This is a genomic window from Brytella acorum (assembly GCF_029309905.1).
In the GTDB taxonomy this organism is placed as follows: Bacteria; Pseudomonadota; Alphaproteobacteria; order Acetobacterales; family Acetobacteraceae; genus Brytella; species Brytella acorum.
Genome location: NZ_JARBJP010000007.1, coordinates 100,631 through 122,681, shown reverse-complemented (window position 1 = coordinate 122,681; position 22,051 = coordinate 100,631). Strand labels below are relative to the sequence as shown.

The 22,051-nt window shown below is 63.4% G+C and carries 21 protein-coding genes and 1 pseudogene; 7 read left to right on the top strand and 15 right to left on the bottom strand.

All coding sequences use genetic code 11. The annotated features are described in order from the left end of the window. Positions 1–121: 121 nt before the first annotated feature. Complete coding sequence (locus PWM43_RS11950) at positions 122–760, top strand: hypothetical protein (RefSeq protein WP_289842741.1); 639 nt, start codon at positions 122–124, stop codon at positions 758–760. Here the strand turns inward: PWM43_RS11950 and PWM43_RS11945 are convergent. The 5 genes from PWM43_RS11945 to PWM43_RS11925 form a co-directional block, all read right to left on the bottom strand. Continuing rightward, entirely contained in the window at positions 754–1,605 is an 852-nt protein-coding gene (locus tag PWM43_RS11945) for a TIGR03915 family putative DNA repair protein (RefSeq protein WP_289842760.1), read from the bottom strand. The genes PWM43_RS11950 and PWM43_RS11945 overlap by 7 nt on opposite strands. A gap of 2 nt (positions 1,606–1,607) precedes the next feature. Next, positions 1,608–2,855 (bottom strand): putative DNA modification/repair radical SAM protein, encoded by a 1,248-nt coding sequence (locus PWM43_RS11940; RefSeq protein WP_289842740.1) that lies wholly within the window; start codon positions 2,853–2,855, stop codon positions 1,608–1,610. 121 nt (positions 2,856–2,976) lie between these two features. Further along, the gene (locus PWM43_RS11935) at positions 2,977–3,780 is read right to left on the bottom strand and encodes an aminotransferase class IV (RefSeq protein WP_289842739.1); all 804 of its coding nucleotides are present in this window, start codon (positions 3,778–3,780) and stop codon (positions 2,977–2,979) included. Continuing rightward, positions 3,777–5,063 carry an anthranilate synthase component I family protein gene (locus PWM43_RS11930; RefSeq protein ID WP_289842759.1) on the bottom strand — a complete coding sequence of 429 codons (1,287 nt, stop codon included), beginning with the start codon at positions 5,061–5,063 and terminating at the stop codon, positions 3,777–3,779. Before PWM43_RS11930 ends, PWM43_RS11935 begins: the two co-directional genes overlap by 4 nt. Positions 5,064–5,074: 11 nt before the next feature. After that, positions 5,075–6,280 (bottom strand): TolC family protein, encoded by a 1,206-nt coding sequence (locus PWM43_RS11925; protein WP_289842738.1) that lies wholly within the window; start codon positions 6,278–6,280, stop codon positions 5,075–5,077. Between the two features lie 225 nt (positions 6,281–6,505). Between PWM43_RS11925 and PWM43_RS11920 the strand changes: the two genes are divergently transcribed. Then, the gene (locus PWM43_RS11920; protein WP_289842737.1) at positions 6,506–6,982 is read left to right on the top strand and encodes a c-type cytochrome; all 477 of its coding nucleotides are present in this window, start codon (positions 6,506–6,508) and stop codon (positions 6,980–6,982) included. A gap of 60 nt (positions 6,983–7,042) precedes the next feature. Here the strand turns inward: PWM43_RS11920 and PWM43_RS11915 are convergent, their stop codons facing one another. Further along, on the bottom strand, positions 7,043–7,831 hold the full coding sequence (locus tag PWM43_RS11915) for a class I SAM-dependent methyltransferase (protein WP_289842736.1): 789 nt from the start codon (positions 7,829–7,831) through the stop codon (positions 7,043–7,045). Between the two features lie 240 nt (positions 7,832–8,071). On the opposite strand from PWM43_RS11915, the gene PWM43_RS11910 reads away from it, so the two are divergent. Then, positions 8,072–8,932, top strand: a complete 861-nt coding sequence (locus PWM43_RS11910) for a glucose 1-dehydrogenase (protein WP_289842735.1) — start codon at positions 8,072–8,074, stop codon at positions 8,930–8,932. Then, on the top strand, positions 8,925–10,190 hold the full coding sequence (locus PWM43_RS11905; RefSeq protein ID WP_289842734.1) for an AGE family epimerase/isomerase: 1,266 nt from the start codon (positions 8,925–8,927) through the stop codon (positions 10,188–10,190). The genes PWM43_RS11910 and PWM43_RS11905 overlap by 8 nt, the downstream gene beginning before the upstream one ends. Positions 10,191–10,198: 8 nt before the next feature. Here PWM43_RS11905 and PWM43_RS11900 read toward each other — a convergent pair whose 3' ends face one another. Together PWM43_RS11900 and PWM43_RS11895 are read right to left on the bottom strand one after the other, a co-directional pair. Further along, positions 10,199–10,771, bottom strand: a complete 573-nt coding sequence (locus PWM43_RS11900; protein WP_289842733.1) for a hypothetical protein — start codon at positions 10,769–10,771, stop codon at positions 10,199–10,201. 1 nt (position 10,772) lies between these two features. Next, the gene (locus PWM43_RS11895) at positions 10,773–11,387 is read right to left on the bottom strand and encodes a DUF1826 domain-containing protein (RefSeq protein ID WP_289842732.1); all 615 of its coding nucleotides are present in this window, start codon (positions 11,385–11,387) and stop codon (positions 10,773–10,775) included. Positions 11,388–11,480: 93 nt separating this feature from the next. On the opposite strand from PWM43_RS11895, the gene zigA reads away from it, so the two are divergent. Then, positions 11,481–12,710: a zinc metallochaperone GTPase ZigA gene (zigA, locus tag PWM43_RS11890; protein WP_289842731.1), complete on the top strand. Its 1,230-nt coding sequence runs from the start codon at positions 11,481–11,483 to the stop codon at positions 12,708–12,710. Continuing rightward, positions 12,703–13,038 (top strand): annotated as a pseudogene (locus PWM43_RS11885) (DUF6525 family protein); the annotation flags it as partial. The gene zigA and the pseudogene PWM43_RS11885, both read left to right, overlap by 8 nt. A gap of 50 nt (positions 13,039–13,088) precedes the next feature. Here the strand turns inward: PWM43_RS11885 and PWM43_RS11880 are convergent. Next, the gene (locus PWM43_RS11880) at positions 13,089–13,415 is read right to left on the bottom strand and encodes a zinc ribbon domain-containing protein YjdM (RefSeq protein ID WP_289842729.1); all 327 of its coding nucleotides are present in this window, start codon (positions 13,413–13,415) and stop codon (positions 13,089–13,091) included. A 238-nt stretch (positions 13,416–13,653) separates the two neighbouring features. On the opposite strand from PWM43_RS11880, the gene PWM43_RS11875 reads away from it, so the two are divergent. Continuing rightward, a complete protein-coding gene (locus PWM43_RS11875; RefSeq protein ID WP_289842728.1) occupies positions 13,654–16,536 on the top strand; it encodes a 2-oxoglutarate dehydrogenase E1 component in 2,883 nt (960 codons plus the stop codon). A 16-nt stretch (positions 16,537–16,552) separates the two neighbouring features. On the opposite strand, the gene flgH is transcribed toward PWM43_RS11875, so the two are convergent. The 6 genes from flgH to PWM43_RS11845 form a co-directional block, all read right to left on the bottom strand. Next, positions 16,553–17,284, bottom strand: coding sequence for a flagellar basal body L-ring protein FlgH (flgH, locus tag PWM43_RS11870; RefSeq protein WP_289842727.1), 732 nt, complete (start codon positions 17,282–17,284; stop codon positions 16,553–16,555). 98 nt (positions 17,285–17,382) lie between these two features. Continuing rightward, positions 17,383–18,390: a flagellar basal body P-ring formation chaperone FlgA gene (gene flgA / locus PWM43_RS11865; RefSeq protein WP_289842726.1), complete on the bottom strand. Its 1,008-nt coding sequence runs from the start codon at positions 18,388–18,390 to the stop codon at positions 17,383–17,385. A 23-nt stretch (positions 18,391–18,413) separates the two neighbouring features. Then, positions 18,414–19,208 carry a flagellar basal-body rod protein FlgG gene (flgG, locus tag PWM43_RS11860; protein WP_289842758.1) on the bottom strand — a complete coding sequence of 265 codons (795 nt, stop codon included), beginning with the start codon at positions 19,206–19,208 and terminating at the stop codon, positions 18,414–18,416. 59 nt (positions 19,209–19,267) lie between these two features. Further along, complete coding sequence (gene flgF, locus PWM43_RS11855; RefSeq protein WP_289842725.1) at positions 19,268–20,008, bottom strand: flagellar basal-body rod protein FlgF; 741 nt, start codon at positions 20,006–20,008, stop codon at positions 19,268–19,270. Between the two features lie 363 nt (positions 20,009–20,371). Next, complete coding sequence (locus PWM43_RS11850; RefSeq protein WP_289842757.1) at positions 20,372–21,520, bottom strand: GNAT family N-acetyltransferase; 1,149 nt, start codon at positions 21,518–21,520, stop codon at positions 20,372–20,374. A 66-nt stretch (positions 21,521–21,586) separates the two neighbouring features. After that, positions 21,587–22,051 carry a RidA family protein gene (locus PWM43_RS11845; RefSeq protein ID WP_289842724.1) on the bottom strand — a complete coding sequence of 155 codons (465 nt, stop codon included), beginning with the start codon at positions 22,049–22,051 and terminating at the stop codon, positions 21,587–21,589.

Below are 22,051 nucleotides of genomic sequence, written 5' to 3'. Positions count from 1 at the left end.
TTTTTTAGCGGTATTTCCGTGACGATGTACTTATGTGGATGAGGCAGCAATGCCCCGAACGTGTTTCCCGACCCGATTGGTGAGACCGGGTCATGAAGCATGGCGTGAAAGGATGAAAGACATGAAGCCGCGCAAGATGCTTGGTTTCCTGATGGCGGCAACGCTCGTGGTTTCAACTGGCCCCGCGGCCCTGGCGCAGCATGGCGGCGGGGGTGGTTTCCACGGCGGCGGCGGTGGGGGTTTCCATGGCGGCGGTGGCGGCGGTTTTCGGGGAGGTGGTCCCGGTGGTGGCGGGTTCCATGGCGGCGAATTCCATGGCGGTGGCGGGCGCGGCGACTGGAGAGGCGGCGATCATGGCTGGGGCGGCGGGCGTGGTCCCGGCTGGCGTGGTCCCGGCTGGGGCGGTGGCTGGCGTGGCGGCGGGTGGGGCGGCGGCTGGCGCGGTCCGGTCTGGGGATCACGCTGGGGCGGTGGCTGGCGCGGTCCCGGCTGGGGTTGGGGCGGCCCCGGCTGGGTCGGCTATGGTTGGGGTATGCCTGGCTGGGGCGGCGGCTGGGGCTGGGGCGGCTGGGGTGTTGGTCTCGGCATGATGACCGGAGCCATCGTGGGCGCCTCGGTGGCGTCGGCCTATGCCTCTCCCTATGGCGGCTACGGGGGGTATGGAGGTTACGAAACCCCGTATTACGGCGGCTATGAAGGCTACGCGCCTCCGGTCTACGCGGCGCCGGGTTACGGCATGCCCTATCCGGGCGGTTATTGAGCGCGCCTGCCGTTTTCTCTCTCGTTTTCTCTCTCGTCGGGAGCCTGTTCGGGAGAGAAAACGGGCAGTGTCAGGCGCGCCTGTTCGATCATGCGTTGTTCGCGTTCGTAGGCCCCGGCGATCAGGGCCGGGATCAACGCCGTTTCAGGCATGTTCTGCCAGTATTTCCGCGGCATTTCCTTCATCATCGCTTTTTTCATGAGGCGCGCCGGATTGAAAATGGCGGCATAATAGGCCTTCCACACCGTCTCGACCTGATCGTCGTGCGGCGCGTCGCGGCGCTGTGAGGGCGGTCCTTCGGAGAGGCTTTCGCCGTCCCAATGCATCGAACCGCGTGGCGTCAGGATCGACCAGCGCATGTTGGTGAAGCGCTTGATGAAAAAGCGGGCATTGGCGCGCAGGATGTGATGTTCCGGCTCGAACCATGCGACAAACCGTTCACGGTCGCCGTCGCTGACTTTGCGAAAGCGCACGAAAGCCTGCATTTTGTGGATATCGTGGCCCACAGCATGGGCCAGACGTTCGATCCGGTGAATCCGGGGGTCGGCGCGGTCTCCGAGTCGATGCGGATTTTCCAGCACCCGCAGCAACAGTGCGTAAAGCAGGGCAAAGCGCTCCGGCGTGCTGTGTCGGATGGCCTGGCGGGCCAGCGAAACGAAGTGGCGCGGCACGCCGAATGGCTTTGCGTGCGTGGCGGCAATCCGCTCGCCGCTGAAAAGATCGGTCGGGCGCTCGCCCACCTGCCAGACGACCCGCTCCGCCGGAACACGCTCCGTGACAAGGGCGCGGGCCGCGTCCCGCCACCCGTCGAAATCGTCTTCCGCTTCCAGATGGACCGTACGCATCGTCACGCGGCAAAAAGCTCGAACTGGACGGCCTTGGGTGCCGCCAATGTCCGCAGATCGGCGCGGTCCGCCAGCATCACCGGTTTCCAGTCATCCGTGATGATGAACAACCGCAGCTTTTTGACCGAAACGGTCAGGCGCGCGATATCTTCCATGCGGAGCCTGCGCCACCGTCTCGCGGTCAGAATGGCGCGAACGGCTTTCGGTCCAAGGCCCGGCACGCGCAGGAGCGCCTCGCGCGGGGCGCGGTTCACATCGACCGGGAAATGCTCCCGGAACCGCAGCGCCCAGGCCAGTTTCGGGTCGATGTCCAGCGGCAGCATCCCGGTTTCCGGGTCCACCGCCGCGCCGACTTCATCGGGCGTATAACTGTAGAAACGAACCATCCAGTCCGACTGATAAAGCCGGTGTTCGCGCATCAGGGGCGGTCGCTTGAGCGGGAGCACGGCGCTCGCATGCGGAATGGGGCTGAAGGCGGAGTAATAGACCCGCCGCAGGGCGAAGCGGCTGTAGAGCGTCGCCGCGCGGGCGACGATATCGCGGTCCGTCGCCGCGTCCGCGCCGATGATCATCTGCGTGGATTGTCCCGCCGGCGCGAAGCGCGGCGCGGAACGGTAGCGCCTGCGGGCATCCGCTCCATCCTCGATGGCCGTGCGCATGGTGCCCATCGCGCCCTCGATCCGGGTTTCGGATTTTTCCGGCGCAAGCTTCCGCAGGCCGCTGGCGGTCGGGAGTTCGACATTGATCGAGACGCGATCGGCGTGGCGTCCGGCCTGGGCCACCAGTTCCGGGTCCGCGTCGGGAATGGTTTTCAGGTGGATATAGCCGCGAAAATCATGATCCTCGCGCAGGCTGCGCGCGACTTCGACAATCTGTTCCATCGTGTAGTTGGGCGTATGGATGATGCCCGACGAGAGAAACAGCCCCTCGATGTAATTGCGGCTGTAGAAATCGAGCGTGAGATCCACCACTTCTTTCGCCGTGAAACGGGCGCGCCGCACATTCGAGGATTTGCGGTTGATGCAGTAATGGCAGTCGAAAATGCAACTGTTGGTCAGCAGGATTTTCAGCAGGCTGATGCATCGGCCATCCGGCGCGTAAGCGTGGCAGATGCCGCCGCCCGTCGTCGAGCCCATGCCCTTGCCGCCACGGGAATCGCGCTTTTTCCCGCCGGAGGAAGAGCATGACGCATCGTATTTCGCGGCGTCGGCGAGGATGGTCAGTTTCTCGGTGGTGTCCAGCTGGGCCATGCGTCTGAATCCGGTGTGCTGAGACGGAAAGACTTCCTCGCGGCGGTGTGCGGCGAATCGCTCAACAAGAACAAATACAGAACATGCCGGGTCGGTTCAAGCCTTTCCTGTGGCCATGCCTTCATGATGGATGAACGCAGGCGCGGAGACGTTCGGTCCCTGCCGGGATGAGGGAGAGCGAGCGCCCGCCGATCTGACCGACCGGGCGCAGAGTCAGGGCGTTGACGATCCATGCGGCGCTGACCTGAGGGAAGTCCGGCTCGATATGGCCTTCCCGGACCAGACCGCTTTCGACCAGACAGGCGCGGCTGATTCCGGCCATAGCGCCTTCCGTGAGAGCAGGGGTGACAAGCCCCTCCGGCGTCAGGACGATCAGCGATGCGGCGCTGGCGCTCGCGATCCGTCCGGCGGCGTTGCACAGCAGCCCGTCATCGGCCCCGATATCCGCCGCTTCCATACGGGCGAGAATCCCCGGCAGGTAGTTCAGGGTCTTGAGACGGCTCAGCGGCGAGGCGCCGTCGCGAATCTGATGGCTCACATGCAGCCGGGCGGCGCCGGGCTGCCTGGCGGGAGAGGGCTGCGTGGTGATCAGCACCGTGGGGCGGGGCTTGGTCGGCGGCATCAGGCCTCGTGGTCCGATGCCGCGCGTCAGCGTCAGGCGTGCGCTGCCGTTCACGATGGCGTTGGCCGTGATGACGGTGTCCAGACCTTGCGCCAGAGCAGTCATGTCCAGCGTCGGGAAGCGCAGGATTCTGGCGCTGTCGCACAGGCGGTGGAAATGGCGCGTCCGGTGCGGGATCGTCCCGTTGGTCACGCGCATGGTTTCGAAAAGCCCGTCGCCCAGCAGGAAGCCGCGATCGGCGGGGTCGATCCCGGCATCCCGGGCGGGGCGGAGCGTGCCGTCGATCCAGACGAGATCGCTCATGGGTCGAAAAGGGAAAGCAGGGGCGCAGCCTTCAGACGCATTTCCTCATATTCCCGCGCTGGGTCGGAGGGATAGGTGATGCCGCCGCCAGTGCCGATTTCGAGCCGGTCTTTCAGGATCGCCAGAGTACGGATGATGACGCTGCTGTCGAGGGCGCCATCGAAGCCGATGCGGAAAAAACTTCCGCAATAGGCGCCGCGCGCGGAGCGCTCGATGGTGTCGATGATCTGCATGGCGCGATGCTTGGGCGCGCCGGTAACGGAGCCGGGCGGCAATGTGGCGCGTAGCAGGTCGATGGCGTCCAGACCGGGGCGGATGATGCTCCGCACGCAGGAGACGAGATGATGCCAGTGGGCGAAACGCTCGACCTGGCAGAGTTCCGGAACCGTGACCGATCCGAGCTGGCTCACGCGTCCGATATCGTTGCGCATCAGATCGGTGATCATCAGGTTTTCCGCGTATTCCTTCTCGTCCCCGGCCAAGGCGAGGGCGATGGCGCGGTTTTCGGCTTCCGACGGGCCAAGAGGGGCCGTGCCCTTGATCGGACGCGTTTCGATCCGACCTTGCGCATCCATGCTCAGGAAGCGCTCGACCGAGCCGCTGAGGAGCGAGAAACCGGGCGATTTCAGTAATCCGCCAAAAGGAGCGGCCATCGATTTTCGCAGGGCGCGATACAGATCGACGACGGCCAGCCCAGCGGGGCGGCTGGCGTGGAACCGGACCGTCAGATTGGCCTGGAACAGATCTCCGGCGGCGATGTAGTCCCGCACGGAATCGACCGCCCTGATCCACTGCGTCGCGTCGAGATCCGGCCTGAACGGCAAGACGGGCGGTGCGGCGGGTCGGCGCGTGCAGGAAGGCAGTTCGGGCGGTGGCCTGTTCGTCAGGGAGGACCAGTAGAGCCGCTTGTCCTGCCGGTCGAAAACGAGAGCATCGGCGAACAGGCCCGCGACGAGGTGCGGTGTGTCATCCGCATGGGCGCTGGGGATTTTCTCCAGCTTCAATCCGGCCCCGTAGCTCGCCATGCCGACGAGGCCACCCTGGAAAGGGAGCGCGCCCTCTGCCTGACGGGGCGGCAGCAGAGCGCGCAACGCGTCCCACCCCGACTCCTCGCAGGTGACGAGTGTCGCGACGGGACGCCGACAGAGCACCGACCAGCGCGTCCGGCCCGAGAGAGGGCCGCCGCTATCGAGCATCGCAAGCCAGGGTTCGTCGTGCCAGGCGGCCAGACAGGCGTCTGGCGAGCGCCAGGGAAGCTCGACGGGAGCGCAAGGCGTTCCCAGGATGTGCGATTTCAGGGTGTGCGCCCGGCCATGAGAACCATCCGCACCATGGCAGCGTGCCAGATGACATCGGCCTGGGTGGCGCGTTGCTGCGCCGCCAGAGCCGCCTGGCGGGCGCGGAGATATTCGATGGCGGAGGTTTCGCCGACGCGCCATGCCTTGTCCATCTGCCCGGCACGATCCTGCAGGGCTTTCTGCGTCCTGTCGGCGTGGCGGAGAATTTCGAGGGCGGAGGCGAGTTGCGCGCGGGTCTGGCGGTATTCGACGGTCACCTTGCGGCGCGTGAGTTCCGCGTCCCGCTCGGCTGCGCCGATCGCCTTGGTCTCCTTCATCATCATCGGCGTATTGCGTGCCTCGCTGGGAAGCGTGGTGCTGAACTGAACACCGACCTGCGTGTCCCACGGACTGCCATACTGACCCTGCTTCAAAACCATGATGCCCACTTCCGGTGCGGGCATGAAGGAATGGGCCGCCACGTTGTAGGAGGCGTGAGCGGCCTGCACCGTCGCGTTCGCCATTTCGATGCGCGGATCGTTCTTCGGATCGAGCGACAGTCCCTGTCCGACGAGAAGATGGCCATCGAGGTTCATCAGATCCGGGATCGTATCATGCCCCGTCAGTGTTTCCAGTTCGGCGCGGGTCGTCTCGATTTTCTGTTCCGTTTCCGCGATGCGACCGTCGAGATCTTCCTTCTCGCCGAGCAGCGCCTCGTTGTCGGTCGCCGGGATTTCGCCCTGTGCGAGGGCGCGTGAGGTAGCCTGCAGGGCCTGGGCGAGAACCGCGCTGGTCTGGCGCATGTTCTGCGCTTCCCGCGTCAGGAGGGTTGCGGCGCTTGTCAGATCGAGGAGCCGGACGGCCATGGCGAGGCGGGCCACTTTTCCGTTGGCGCGGGCCGCCGCCTCATCGGCCAGTGCGTTTTTGACCGTCGCCGTTCCCTGGCCGGGCAACCAGAGCGGGACGCCGATGCTGCCCTGATAGGTCGTGTAGCCGACATTGCTGCCGATGAAATGATCGTCGAGATATTCGCCGTTGATCACCGGTCCGCCGGGAAACCAGGATTCCGAGGCGTCGGCTGTGCGATGCGCGGCCATCGCGTCCACATTGGCGGCGCGTCCGACGGGGTCTCGCGCCCAGGCACTGATGATCGCGTCATGAAGCGTTTCGGCTCCTGCGGGCCGTACGCAGATCAGGGACAGGGCAACAGCCACGCTTGTCATGAAGAAACGGCGCGTGGAAGGCGATCGCCTGGTTCGGGTGGACGGTCCGAATGTCCCTATAGGCTCGATCATGTTCTCCGCTCGCAAGGGCGTGATACGCGCCGGGTTCCTTATCAGATTTTGTCGGATTGAGGAAAATCCCTATAAGCGCGAGAGCGTTTCGAGGCCGGTCCGTGCGGTGACACCCGTACGAAGAGACATCCAGGAAAAGAGGAACCCAACATCATGACGAACACTATGATGTTCCGACATGTCGGACTGGTCGGGCTGCTCGGGATATCCCTGCTCGCGGGCGAGGTCGCCCGCGCTGAGGAGGATGGCGGCGCGCTGTTCGTCTCCCGCTGCGTCGCCTGTCATCAAAATGGCGGCGTCGGCATGCCTGGCGAATTTCCGCCGCTGGCGGGGCGGCTTGGGTTCATCGCGCAGCGCGACGGCGGGCGGGATTATCTCATTGATGTGCTGCTGTTCGGCCTGCGGGGCAAAATCCACGCGCAGGGTAATGATTATGCGGGCTACATGCCGTCTTTCAACAAACTGAATGACGAGCAGATCGCGGCCCTCCTGCGCTATGCGACGGGAATCAAGGCTCCGGCGGCGGATATTCAGGCCTCCCAGCTCGCGGCGGCCCGCGCGAAGGCCAAATCCGTCCAGGATGTGGCCGCCGAGCGTGCGGCTCTGGAGAAAACCGGTAAGCTGCCCTGAAAAACGGCGCTGACCCCGTCTCATGACGGCCGTCGGACAACAGACGCCATGGCGCGGATGTCAGGGTTTGCGGAACTTCAGAACCACCTGATCGGTATGGCCACGCACCGACGGATCGAAAACGGGCACGTCATGCCTGTCCTGCGGATTGGCCAGCAGCTTGCTCTCCCCCTCGAACTGGAATCCGACGGATTCGAGCTGCTGGCGGATGAGGGCTGGATCGATCCGATGGAGCCTGGCGGCATCGGCGGGATTCGTGCCCGGAGTGCCGACATGATCGATCACCATGAAAACGCCGCCCTTGCGCAAAGCGGTGAAGACGGATCTGTCAAATGCGAGCGCTGCGTCCGGGCCCGCGCCATAATAGACGTCGTGGTAGTTCTGCGACGTCCAGGCGAGATCGAGCGGCTTGGGCAGGGTGATGGCGTTCAGCGGCTGAACGACTGAAGTTACATTGTCGAAGGCCGGATCGGCGGCGATTTCGTTGATGGGGTCCGCGGCCTTGGGATGATGCGCCACGTGCTCCTGTGAATTCACCGCCCAGACATGTCCGTCCTTGCCGACCGCATTGCTGAAAATCCGTGTGAAATAACCGTGGCCGGGCATGATGTCCGCGATGTTCATGCCGCGCTTCACACCGGCGAATGCGAGCAGACCGGCGGGTTTACGCGTCGCATCCAGGGTCCGATCCGCCTCGGGTCGATCACGGTTGCTCAGGGCTGCGGCAATGCCGACCCCCGTGTTGCGCCGCGCGAGCGGCACGACGGTCTGCGCTGAAGCGCCCTGCATGACGCCGATGCCGAGGCCAGCCAGAGCGGCCAGGGTGAGGATGGATCTGCGTGTGGTCATGAAGCCCATTATCCTTACGATTCTGGCGGCAGTGTAACAGCGAACGGAAGGCCGCGCAGGATGGTCGCTCGCGGATTTTCGCAGTCGTGATCGCAAGGCCGCCAGCCCTGTCACTGGCCGGCCGGGAGGGATGGGATACGCGCCTCGCGATCCCGCGCCGATCCGGTTTATGCAACCTCATGGCCGCTGGGCCGCTGTTGAAGGAGAAGCCGTGCTTAAAAACGATCGAGGAGCCCGACCATGTCACTCAACATCCCACCCCAGAGCCAGGATCATCAGCCCGGCGTCGAAAAGGCCATGAAGCCGCTCGCCGTTCATATCCGTCCCGATTACAGGGGGAGCGGCAAGCTGGCGGGCAGGAAGGCGCTCGTGACCGGAGGCGATAGCGGAATCGGCCGGTCGGCGGCGCTGCATTTCGCCCGGGAAGGCGCGGATGTCGCGATCATCTATCTGGACGAACATGAAGACGCCCGGGAAACCGTCCGCCTGATAGAAGCCGAAGGCCGCAAGGGCCTGGCGATCGCCGGAAACGTCGCTTCGAGCCAGTTCTGCAACGAGGCCGTCGGCAAGGTGGTCGAGACGCTCGGCGGGCTGGATATCGTCGTGAACAATGCCGGTGTGCAATATGTCAGCGAAGACCTCACCGACATCACGGATGCGGTGTGGCAACACCATATGGACGTCAATATCAACGGCTATTTCTACATCACGCGCGCGGCGCTGCCGCATCTGAAAGCCGGGTCCGCGATCATCGCCACGTCTTCGATCAATGCGTTCGCGGGCAATGATGCGCTGGTCGCCTACAGCACGACGAAGGCCGCCGAAATGGGCTTCACCCGTTCTCTCGCCCTTCAGCTCGCATCGAAGGACATCCGGGTCAACGCCGTGGCGCCCGGACCCGTCTGGACGCCGCTCCAGCCCGCAAGCTGGGGACCGGTCGACCCGCAGGCCGTGGCCGACCTCGGAAAGGACACGCCGATGGGCCGTTGTGGTGAGCCCGCGGAACTCGGTCCGGCCTATGTCTATCTCGCCTCGGCGGATTCAAGCTTCGTGACGGGCCAGACCCTGCATGTGAATGGCGGGAAAATCGTCAATGGCTGAAATGCTGCCCTCCCTGATGGTGCCGGTGTCGAGCTGGCTGCGATCGACGCCCCATCGCTACTGGCTGGAGCATCAGGGGCTGCGGCTGCTCGATTTTTCCAAGGCATCGCGACTCGAAGGTGGCTTCGGTCCGCTGGACGGACAGGGTCGGCTCACGCCGGACGCCGCGCCGGACACGACGCTGACGGCGCGCGCCACACATGTCTATGCGATCGCCGCCATGCGCGGCCTGCCGGGCTGCATGCCGCTTGCCGAACATGGCGTGCGGTCGCTGCTCGGGCCGTTACGCGATGCCGAGCATGGCGGGTGGTTCGCCGGGCTGACCGACGGACGCCCCGCAGCGTCGCAGACGCGCAAGCAGAACTACCTGCACGCCTTTGTGGCGCTCGCGGCCTCGTCGGCCTCCGTGGCGGGGGTGCCGGGAGCCGAAATCCTGCTGGAACTGGCGACCTCGATCTGGGAGACGCACTTCTGGAGCGAGGAAGAAGGCGTTTTTCGCGAGAGCTTCGCGGAAGACTGGTCGGATGAAGAGGATTACCGGGGCGCCAATTCCAACATGCATTCCGTCGAGGCCTGCATGGCGCTGGCGGATGTGACGGGAGACCCGGTATGGCGATACCGGGCGCTGCGGGTCGTCGAATGCTTCATTCATATGCTGGCGCGCGACGCGGCTTATGGCGTGCGTGAACATTACGACCGAAGCTGGACCTATCATCCGGACTACCATCGCGATCAGCCGACGGACGATCTGCGCCCCTATGGGATGACGCCGGGCCATTTCGTGGAATGGTCGCATCTGCTGCTGAAACTCGAAGCGGCCCTGCTGCGGGAAGACGGCGCGGCGCCGGAGTGGCTGCTGACCGACAGCACGGCCCTGTTCGAGAGCGGCATGGCCGCGGGGTGGGACCGCAACGGCAAGGGCGGCCTGCTTTATACGGTCGACAACGATCTTGTGCCGGTGGTGGAGAACCGGCCGCACTGGTGCCAGGCCGAGGCCCTGACGGCGGCGGCGGCGCTGCTGAAACGAACGGGCCATGCGCGCTATGAGGCATGGTATCGCACGATCTGGGATTATATCGACCTGCACATGATCGATCGCCGGGACGGGGGGTGGATTCAGGAGCTGGACGCGAACAACCGCCCATCCGAGGTCGTTTATCCGGGCAAGGCGGATGTCTACCATGCATGGCAGTCCACCCTGACGCCGCTCCTGCCGCTTTCTCCCAGTTTCGCGACGGCGGTGCGCGAGCTGTTCTGAGGCGGTTCTCAGGCCACGTCCACGCAAAGGGCGTAGCAGGCCGGGCCGCTGGCCTGAAATGCGGCGCTGGGGGCGAGACTCATAAGGGGCTTGGTGAACAGGATGCCATAGGGGTCGAGGGCCACGGGCTCCATCCCCGACGCGTCATTCTGGCAGGACCACGCGATGCTGCCCGTTCCATAGACACACAGCGCCCTGAGCCTGCCATGATCCAACGGTCCAGGCGCGAAGCGGTCTTCGACATGAAGCCATTGCAGCCGCACCTCATGCGACATGCCGAGGGCTGCGGTCAGCGATATGATCTGTTCAACATCGTCCTTCAGAAAGGGCGTCCGGTTTCCGCCCAGCGCAAGCCCTTCAACCTGCTTGAGCACGTGATCGAAGGGGCCCGAGAGAATGGCGCTCCTGGTCAGGTCTCCGCCGGTCGCACCGAGGCGCGCGTCCCAGTCCCGGGGCACCCTTCGCGCCCAGATTACGGCGTCAACGAACGGCATCAGGATGTCGCTTACGATCCGGGTGTCGGCCGATGCCGTCAGATGCGGCCCGATTTCTCCCGCCGGCCAGCTTTCGATGACGAACATGTCAGACTGCTGCCATCGGTGCTCGCGTCATGACGACGGTGCAGGCGTCCGGATGATCGAGAGTCAGGAGAAGCCGCTGGGTTCCCGGCGCCATCGTCGAGAGTGGCGGAGAGCGATGCAGGACGGCTCCATCGTCTGAACGACGTGGAAACAGGCGTCCTTTCAGCAGGATGAGGCTGCCTTCCGACGTGTCGTGAATGGTCTCGTCATCGGCCGTTTTCCATTGAACGCCCGGACCCGCATAGGTGCACAGAAGCCGCAGCGGCACGTTGTCGATGTGAAAACAGCGGCAACTGTCGTCATCGATGCGTTCCAGTCGCAGACGCAGATCCGGTGTTCCGGCCAGTTGCCGATACTGGCGGGCCAGCTGGATCGCATCCGCCAGAAGCGGAATGCAGCCCAGCGGAAACAGCGAGCGGATTTCCGCGTAGATGGCGTCCGGCGTTCCCCGCGTGAGGATCAGCCCCGGTCCTGCTCTGAGATATTGCGCAATCGAGCGAACGAGAATGTCGTCCAGCGCGCGTTCCCTCACCACGATATGCCTGTCTGGCTCTTCGATCGGGCGAAAGGCGGCCACGGCGTTCATATGCAGACGTGTCGGGCAGATCGAGGACATGCGATGGCTCCGGTGTATTGTTATGTTATAACATACGATCTAGGATCGCACCAGCGCAATCGCCCTCGTGGCCACAGGAAAGGAGCCTGCTCCATGTCCGCCAAACTGCCTGTCACCGTTCTTTCGGGGTTTCTCGGGGCCGGAAAGACGACGTTGCTCAATCACATCCTGAACAATCGGGAAGGCCGCAGGGTCGCTGTGATCGTCAACGACATGAGTGACGTGAACATTGACGCCGATCTCGTGCGCGAGGGCAGTGACCTGTCGCGTACGGACGAGAAACTCGTGGAAATGACCAATGGTTGCATCTGCTGCACATTGCGCGATGACCTGCTTCAGGAGGTCCAGCGCCTCGCCCGCGAGGGGCGCTTCGACTATCTGCTGATCGAATCCACCGGGATCGCGGAGCCGCTGCCCGTGGCCGCGACTTTCGAATTTCGTGACGAGGAAGGCCGGAGCCTCTCCGATCTGGCCCGCCTCGATACGATGGTGACGGTCGTCGATGCCGTGAACCTGCTCAGGGATTACAGCTCGACGGATTTTCTGCGCGACCGTGGTGAAGTGGCTGGCGAGGAGGACGAGCGGGCGTTGGTCGATCTGCTGGTCGAGCAGATCGAGTTTGCCGATGTCGTCGTGCTGAACAAGGTCTCCGCCGCGACACCGGACCAGCGCGAAGCCGCCCGGCAGATCATCGTGAGCCTCAATCCGGATGCCGATATCATCGAGACGGATATGGGCGTCGTGCCGCTGGCGCGCGTGCTGAATACGCATCGCTTCGATTATGAAAAGGCGCATCAGCACCCGCTCTGGTACAAGGAGCTTTTCGGCTCTTCGGAGCACGTTCCCGAAACCGAGGAATATGGCATCCGGAGCTTCGTCTACCGGGCGCGCCGCCCGTTCCTGCCGGATCGTTTCAAGACGTTCATAGACAGGACATGGCCCGGCGTCGTGCGTTCGAAGGGCCATTTCTGGCTGGCGACGCGGCCTGAATGGGTGGGAGAGCTGGGGCAGGCGGGTGCGCTGGTGCGCACGCAGGCCCTCGGTTTATGGTGGTGCGAAATTCCCCGCTCGCAATGGCCTGACAGTGACGAGTGGCGCGGCCATCTCTTTTCGAACTGGGACCCGGTCTATGCCGATCGTCGTCAGGAGATGGTGTTCATCGGAACCCGGGAGATGGATGAGGACGGTATCCGTGCCGCACTCGACGGCTGTCTTGTTCCCGAATTTCCCGGCGGCCGGTTCGATCCGCTTCTTTACGCCCATCTGCCCGATCCTTTCCCGGCATGGCGTTCGGCCTCGGAGGTTGTGTCCGACGATGCCTGAACCGTCCTTCGATCCCACCAATGAACGCACGCTGCGCCATGAGATGTGGCGGCGTTATGAGGGCAGGGAATGGGAGGCTTTCGATCAGTTGCCGCCGCTGGTCCGGCAGCGTGTGACCGAGCATGCCTATGATGCCTGGTCGGTCAACGTCCTCATGCTCTGGAAGCACTATAAACGCGTTTATGGTCGCACGATGCGCGCCGAGCGGGCCTTGATCCGCTATCTCGATTATTGCGAGAGACTCGAGCGCGAGGCCTTCGGCGCGCGCTATTCGGCGGAGAATGGCCGCTCCCTGCCGCATGACGCCGCGGCCGTGCCGGTACTACGGATGGGGAACCGGAGCCTGTCGAAAGCTCGCGGCCGCTCCCGCGCGAGCGCTCAGGCCTTGCGCAGGAATTCGGCCTTGAGCATGTAGCCCCCCGCTTCGACGGCGTGATCGCCGCCGCGCAGCCGGATGTTCTTGATCTTGGTGCCGACTTTCAGCGTCGTCGAAGAGCCTTTCACCTTGAGATCCTTGATGACGACGACCGTGTCGCCATCGGCGAGTGTCGATCCGTTGGCGTCTTTGACGATCTCGTCCATCGACGCGGCTTCGGCGATTTCGGCTGGCCACTCATAACCACAGGTATCACAAATATAGTTCGCACCTTCGAGATGCGTCTCATCCAGCGTGCATTGCGGGCAGGGCGGTGTGTTTTTGCTCATAACCGGGGCTTAACACCCCAGGTCCGGCCCCGACAATCCTTTTGGGCGTCTCCCGGATTTCCCCGGGTGGCCGAATGCGGAAAAGGGGGAGAAAAAGGAGCCGCCCGCGGCGACCCGCTATGCGGTCAGGGACTCAAATCTCCATGGAGGTTTCGCTTCTCTCTTGGCCTTGCCTGGTTCCTGCTCTACGCCCGCAGTGAAGCGTATGTGTGTGACAGGTCATGAAGCGGGGACCGGGATGGATGACATCGTAAGCGGCGGCGAAGCCCTCAACGGCGAAAATCTTGCGTGGCTCGCGGAGATGTATGCGCGATGGGCGCAAAACCCCTCGAGCGTCGATTCCTCTCTGGCGACGCTGTTTTCCGGATTTGACGAGGAACGGGCCCAGATCCTCGCCGAAATGAGCGGCGCCAGCTGGATGAAAGCGGCGGCTCCGGTCGCCGAACGCGAAAAAGCCCCGGGCGTAACGACTTCCGCCCTTCAGTCTCCCGAGGGGCCGATGATCACGGCGAGTGTCGATGACAGTCTGCGCGCCGTGCAGATGATCCGCGCCTATCGCGTGCGCGGGCATGTCGAGGCCCGGCTGGACCCTCTGGGCCTGCATGTTCCCCAGCCGCATGAGGATCTCGATCCGGCGACGTACGGGTTTGGACCGGAGGATTTCGACCGTTCGATCTATCTCGGCACGATGTTGCACACGCTCATGCCGCATCGGGAGACGGCAACCATTCGTGAAGTGCTCGCGGCCCTGCGCGAGACGTATTGCGGGCCGATCGGCGTGGAATACATGCACATCCAGGACCCGGCGATCCGGCGCTGGCTTCAGCAGCGGCTGGAGAGCGATGACTGGCGGCACAGTTTTTCGCCCGAGCAGAAGCGTCGCATTCTCGGGCAGCTGACGGAGGCCGAGGGCTTCGAGAGTTTCTGCCAGAAGCGCTTCACGGGTACCAAGCGCTTCGGCTTGGAGGGCAGCGAAGTCACGATTCCGGTGCTGCATGCCATCATCGAGCGATCGGCCAGCCACGGGACGCGCTCCGTCGCACTCGGCATGGCGCATCGCGGGCGTCTGAACACGATGGTCAATGTCGTGCGCAAGCCATTCGCGGCGATTTTCAGCGAGTTTGCGGGCGCTTCCTTCAAGCCGACGGACGTGCAGGGTTCCGGGGACGTCAAATATCATCTGGGAACGGCAGCGGTGCTGCGGGTCGCGGGGCAGAACGTGCGCGTGTCACTCCTGCCTAACCCGTCGCATCTCGAAGCCGTCGATCCCGTCGTGATCGGGCAGGTCCGCGCGGCGCAGGATCGCGACGGCTGCGTGGGTCTGGAAGGGCGATACCGCCATCTCGGCCTGCTGGTGCATGGAGACGCCGCGTTCGCCGGTCAGGGTATCGCCTACGAGACCATGGCGATGTCCCAGCTGGTCGGCTATCGCACGGGCGGCACGGTCCATGTTGTGATCAACAACCAGATCGGCTTCACGACCGTGTCGGCCCATGGGTATTCGGGCATGTATTGCACGGATATTGCCAAGGCCGTGCAGGCGCCGATCCTGCACGTGAATGGCGACGAGCCTGAGGCGGCCATTTACTGTGCGCGGCTGGCCGCGGATTTTCGTCGGGAATTCAACGCCGATATCGTGCTCGATCTCGTCTGCTATCGTCGTCATGGCCATAACGAAGCCGATGAACCGGCGTTCACGCAGCCGACGATGTACAAGGCCATCGCGGCGCGTCCGACGACGCGGACCCTGTATGCCCATCGGCTCGTGCGCGAGTACATCATGGACGATGCGGCGGTCACGAAGCAGTGGGACTCTTTCCAGAGCCGTCTCGACGAAGAGTTCGAGCGTTCGCGCAGCTATCGTCCCAATCGCGCGGAGTGGATCGATGCGGGGCGCGACGGCAGTCCGTCGCGCAGCGGGGTTTCCGAAGACGAACCTTCAACGGGGATCGGCGAGGCGCAGCTGGACGAGATCGTCCATGCGCTCACCCAACTGCCATCCGATTTCGCGCTGCACCCGCGTCTGCGCCGCGTCATTGACGCGCGCGCCCATGCGCTGGCGTCCGGCGAAGGGATCGACTGGGCGACGGGAGAGGCGCTGGCTTTCGGCAGCCTCGTTCTGGAAGGCCACAGGGTGCGTCTCTCGGGCGAGGACTGCCAGCGCGGGACGTTCAGCCAGCGTCATGCGGTGCTGATCGACCAGCTCAACCAGCAGGAATACACACCGCTCAACGCCATGCCCAATGCGCGCGCGCCGCTGGAGGTCTATAACTCACTTCTCTCCGAGTTCGGCGTGCTTGGCTTTGAATATGGCTACACGCTGGGAGAGCCCGAGGCCCTGGTGCTCTGGGAGGCGCAGTTCGGTGATTTCGCCAACGGAGCGCAGGTGATCATCGACCAGTTCATCGCATCGGGCGAGACGAAATGGCTGCGGACGTCCGGTCTCGTGATGCTGTTGCCGCATGGTTATGAAGGCCAGGGGCCGGAGCATTCGTCCGCACGTCTGGAGCGCTATCTCCAGCTTTGCGCGGAAGACAATCTGCGCGTCTGCAACATCACGACGCCTGCCAATTATTTCCACGTCCTGCGGCGGCAGGTCGTCAGCCCGCATCGCAAACCGCTGATTGTGATGACGCCCAAATCGCTCCTTCGCCACAAGAGCACCGTTTCCGCCATGGCGGATTTCAGGACGGGGACTGGCTTTCGCCCGGTGCTGTGTGAGACGGACGAGCTTCTGCCGGACGATCAGATCACGCGCGTCGTGCTGTGTTCGGGCAAGGTTTATTATGACCTCCACGCGGCCCGCGCCTCTTCCGACCGGCGCGACGTCGCGCTGATCCGTCTGGAGCAGATCTACCCGTTCCCGGGGGCGGCTTTGGGCGGGGTGCTGTCGCGCTATCCGAACGCGAAGATTATCTGGTGCCAGGAGGAATCGCAGAACGGGGGCGCGTGGCATTTCGTGGACCGGCGGATCGAGGACGTCCTGACGGAAATCGGTCACACCGCGGGACGTTCGCATTTCGTCGGGCGTCCGGCTTCGGCGTCGCCCGCCACGGGCCTTGCGAGCGTCCATCTTGCCGAGCAGCAAGGGGTCGTCGGGACGGCGCTGGCGCTGTTCTGACGGCGGGGCGAAAGCGTCAGAAGGGCAGCACGGCGTCCATGACCTGCTGGCCGTAACGCGGCGTCTGCATCTGGGTGAGTGTGCCGCGACCGCCGTATGAAATGCGGGCTTCCGCCATGCGTTCATGCGTGACGGTGTTGTCGGCGGTGATGTCCTGTGGGCGCACGATGCCGCTGACGTAAAGCTGGCGCAGTTCGCTGTTCACGCGGACCTGCTGCTGGGCCATCACGACGAAATTGCCGTTGGGCAGAACCTGGGTGATGGTTCCGGCCAGGCTGAGCGTCACGCTTTCATTGCGTGTGATGCGGCCCGTGGCCGCATTGTTGTTGTCACTGGCCGTCTGAAGCGTGTCGGCGCCGATGACATGCGAGATGACCTTCTGTTTGACGCCGAAAAGCTGCGGAATGCCGAAATTTTCCGCGGCACTTCGCTGTGCCGTGGTGTTGTTGTTGAGCTGCGCGGTATCGGAGATTTCGACGAGAATCGTGACGAGGTCCCCGACCTGAGACGCGCGCTGGTCCTTGAAGAACGCGCGGCTGCCGCTGTGCCAGAGACTCGCCGGTTCGGAGTTGGGCGCTTGCAGGGCGGGCATGGGCATCGTGACCGGACGGTAGTTCTGCGCCAGGGTCGGGTCCGAGATTTTTGTCATTCTGGGCGGACGACCGACTTCCGAAAGCTGCGCAAGATTGCTGCAACCTGTCAGGCCCAACGTCATCGCGGAGGCCATGAGAAGAGCATATTGTTTCATGTCCGCATGCCGTCCTGTTTCCGTCGGTGTCGTATGATGCCTGACGGAAACTAAGGAACGGTAAATGCTTGGCGCGAAATTCACGCTTAGGCGGATTTTCAGGATCGGCGGGCGAAAGCTGTCGCGGCGGAAGCGCGCATGCGGTTGTCCATCGGCACCGGCATGGCGCCCGGCAGGATCTCGATCTGCGAACGATCCGTCACCCGGCCGGTAATGACCATTTTCGTCGAGGGATTGAGTACTTCGACCATGTCGTTGCGGATGCCGTCTGCGAGGGCGATGCCGGAGGCAGTGACGCGCAGGGACGCCATGTTGTAAATCATGACGACGGAGTTGTCCTTGTGGACCAGCATCGGGTGCAGAAGCTGCGCGCTGGTCAGGGGACGATCCGGCGTCAGCGGTACGCGTGCCGTTAGCGTCATGGCCTCTTCGGGATCGTGCAAACTGTCAACGGGAAGCTGATCGGCGCGCATGCGGGAGACGATCAGGTTGTCAGCCGTGATCGGTTCGCCGATCTGAACGGTATGGCGCACCGTGAGAGCCTGTACCTGGTGCACGATCTGGCCTGACACACGTGTTTCGAGGGGCGTATCCCCGTCGATGGTCATGACGGCCGAGAAACTTCCGTTCTGGACGCCGCTGTAATTGACCTGAACCAGATGGGGCGGCGTGTCGATATCGAGCGGCACGACCAGCGGATCGAAGTGATCGATGACGAGTTCGGTATCCGGATCCCGCGGGGTCACATGCAGGGCGGCTTGCAGGAGCGACATCGCATAATCATGGCCGTAGACATGCGCCCCGCGACGGACGGTCACGCTGACCAGCGGGGACGCATCGGGCCAGTCGATACCGTACTGGGCGGCGATGGCCGTGAGCTGCGGACCACTGACCTCGTAGCTTTTGCCCAGGGCCGGCGCTTCGCCCAGAACCGTATCCTGATCAGGCGAGACACCATCGAACAGATCCGACAGATGGACTTTTTCGCCACGCAGCACGACCTCGTGCCGTAATGTTGCGGCCATGCCGGGTGACAGCCCGAGCCAGCCGACCGCGACCAGCGTCAGAGTCGCGAGGCGCCATAGCCTGGCTGTACCGGGTGGCATACGAATGACGGCCCGGCCCATGATCAGGAGCGGCTGAGGTTGGTCAGCGTCTGCATCATGTCGTCCGATGCAGTGATGACTTTACTGTTCATCTCGTAAGCGCGCTGGGCGGAGATAAGGTCCGTGATCTCGGTCACGACATTGACGTTCGACGCTTCGACATAGCCTTGCATGACCTGTCCGATACCCTGGGTCGAATTCGGATTGCCGACGTTCGGATCGCCTGATGCCTGAGTCTGAAGGAACAGGTTCTGTCCCATGGCGGCGAGGCCGTTTTCGTTGATGAAGGTGGCGAGCTGTATCTGTCCGACGATCTGTGACGTGGTCTGGCCCGGGGTCGTGACGGCGACCTGCCCCGACGTGTCCACGGAAACCGTGAGGGCGTTCTGCGGAATGCTGATCGGCGGAATGAGCGTGTAGCCATCGGCCGTGACGATCGTGCCGGAATCGGAAAGGGAGAAGGTGCCGTCCCGGGTATAGGCCGTTTCGCCGGAAGGAAGCTGGACCTGAAAATATCCTCGACCTTCGATCGCCATATCGAGGGAGTTGCTGGTCTGCTCCAGCGTGCCCTGTTCGTTGATGCGATAGATGGCGGCGGTGCGGACGCCCAGGCCGACCTGCGCACCGGCGGGGATGATGGTGCCCGTGTCCGAACTCGTCGTGCCGACCCGACGCATGTTCTGGTAGATCAGGTCCTGGAATTCCGCGCGTGAACGTTTGTAGCCCGTCGTCGTCATGTTCGCGATGTTGTTTGAGATCGTCTCGACGTTCGTCTGCTGGGCCTGCATGCCGGTGCCGGCGATGTCCAGTGAGCGCATCATGAGCAGTGGTCCTTCGGGATATCAGTCGGTGCGGGGGCGGAGGGAGCGGTGACGGATCAGGACGACGCCTGAACGATCCGGGAAATCGCGTTCTGCTGGCGTGTGGCCTCGTTCTGGACAAACTCGGACATGAACTCGAAATTGCGCTGGATCTGCATCATCTGCGTCACTTCCGACATGAGCTGGACGTTGCTGCTTTCGACCATGCCCTGCACGAGCTTGGGTTGCGGGTCCTGCCGGGTCTGCGTGTTGGCGACGAGAAGCTTGCCCCCCTCGACCTGCAGCTTGTTGTTATCCTGCGGAACAACGATGCCGATCTGTCCGATCACGCCGTTTTCCGTCGAGATCGTGCCATCGGAGGCGATGGTGACCGTCTGGTCCTGTCGCGGGATGCGGATCGGTTGCCCGTTGCGATCCAGAAGGGGATTGGAGGCCTCGTCCGTCACGGAGCCGTCCATGGCGCGGACGAAGCGACCGGAACGGGTGAGGCGGTTGCCGTTCGCCGTTTTGACGGTGAAATAGCCGTCGCCGCCAATGGCGATATCGAGCGGATTGCCGGTCTGTTCGAACTGGCCCTGTCCGATATCGCGGAATGTGGCGAGATCCTGATTATATTGAAGATTGGTCTCGCCGTCAGGGGCCTGAGCGCCGTTCTGTCTGGACAGATAATCGCTGAAAAGAATGTGCTGGGCCTTGAAACCATTGGTCGAGGCATTGGCGATGTTGTTCGCCACGATACTCATGGCACGCTGTTCGGTGTCCAGCCGGGACAGCGCAATATAAGTGGCGTTTTCCATAAGTCGGTCCTCAAGTTCCCGACTATCTGACCGCCTGTTCATTGCCAAAAGGTTGACGCTCGCCGGATTTCTTTATTTCGGAGCGAGTCGGAAGAGAAGATGGGTTCGATCGCGCGGCCGGAAAGCCGAGAAATTCACGCGCTTCCCGCCACTCGTTTGAAAAAGGGTGCGTGGCATCGGAAGGCGCCATCAGTCGGGCGATATTGGCCGCTCCGGCGGACATGTATCGGATCATCTCACGAATTCCCCTCTGGGATTGGAAAGTGCTGCTTCGGAATGATAGAGCAAATGATAATCAATCTCAATAAGAAAGGATGCCGGGATGCTCTTTCCAACCTCGATACGCGTGAGATTGTCCGCGCTTTACGCGTCGCGATAGGGAGATAACGTCTCCAGGGCGTCTTTCTCGGCCATGATGGCGTCCCGTTCGCTGACCAGAAAATTCGCGACCGCATCGCGCAGGGCAGGATCTCGAAGGTGATGGGTCGAACGTGTCAGGACGGGCAGATAGCCGCGCTGAATTTTGTGTTCGCCCTGAGCGCCGGCTTCGACGCGGCTGAGGCCGTGCGCAATCGCGAATTCGATGGCACGATAATAGCACAGCTCGAAATGCAGGAAGGGCCACTGCCCCTCGCAGCCCCAGTTGCGCCCGTAGAGCACGCCGCCGCCCATGATGTTCAGCGCGGCGGCAACGGGCGTGCCGTCATGTTCGGCGGTCATGAGGACGACCTGGGCGCCGAGCCGTGCGGCGAGAAGCGGGAAGAAACGTTCGGTCAGGTAGGCGTTGCCCCACTTCCGATCCACTGTCGACTGGTAGAACCGATAGAAAGCGCGCCAGTCGGCGTCGGTGATGTCGTGACCCTGCTTGGTATGAAATGTCAGGCCACAGGCTTGCGCGTCCCGGCGTTCGCGGCGCAGCGTCTTGCGTTTGCGGGACGAGAGCGCGGAGAGAAAATCTTCAAAGTCGCGATAATCGCGGTTATGCCACTGATATTGCAGGCCATAGCGCGCCAGCCATCCGGCCTCGACCAGTCGCTGCTGGTCCGTGGCCGTGCAGAATGTTGCGTGGATTGAGGAAAGTCCGAGTTCGTCGCAAGCCTGGGCGAGGGCTTCGGCCATGGCGTGCGCGAGGATTTCCGGCTCCGGCTGGGCCGGATCGATCAGCAGGCGTGGACCCGTGACCGGAGAGAAGGGAACGGCGACCTGAAACTTGGGGTAGTAGCGTCCGCCCGCCTGCTCATAGGCCTGCGCCCATGTCTGGTCGAAAACATACTCTCCGTAGGAGTGTCCCTTTCCAAAAAGGGGCGCGACGGCGGCGATCGTTCCGGTCTGGTCGCGCAGAACGGCGTGACGCGGAATCCAGCCCGTGCGGGCGCCGACGGAGCCGCTGTCTTCAAGGGCCGACAGGAAGCCGTGGCTGACGAAGGGGTTGTCCCCTCCCGCGCAACGGTTCCAAAGGGCGGAGTCGATCTCATGGATCGAGGCGTGCAGTGTCAGTGACCATTCCGGCATGGCGGCCAGTGTGAAGCGTGCGCGCCTCGATTGCAAAGGGTGGGTGCAAGGGATGGACGGGGCTGGTCAGCCGACTTCGAAGAGGGCTTCGACCTCGACCGGTGCGTCTAGCGGCAGCGACGGAACGCCGACAGTCGAACGGGCATGGCGGCCAGCGTCCCCGAACACGGCCACAGCGAGGTCGGATGCGCCGTTCATGACGGCGGCATGCTGCGTGAAGTCCGGGGTGCAGGCCATGAAACCGCCCAGGCGGACGACGCGCTTGACCTTGCCGAGATCGCCGATGGCGGCCTGAACCTGGGCCAGAACGTTGAGCAGACAGAGCCGGGCACATTCTTTGCCGAGTTCGGGCGCAATCACGTCTCCGAGTTTGCCTGTCGCCCTGAGCTTGCCTTCAACAAGCGGGAGTTGCCCGGAGATAACGAGCATATTGCCTGTCTGTACGGCGGCGACATAGGTCGCGACGGGGGTCGCGGCCTGAGGAAGGGTCAGGCCAAGGGCGGCGAGGCGATCGAGCGGCGTTTCCGACAT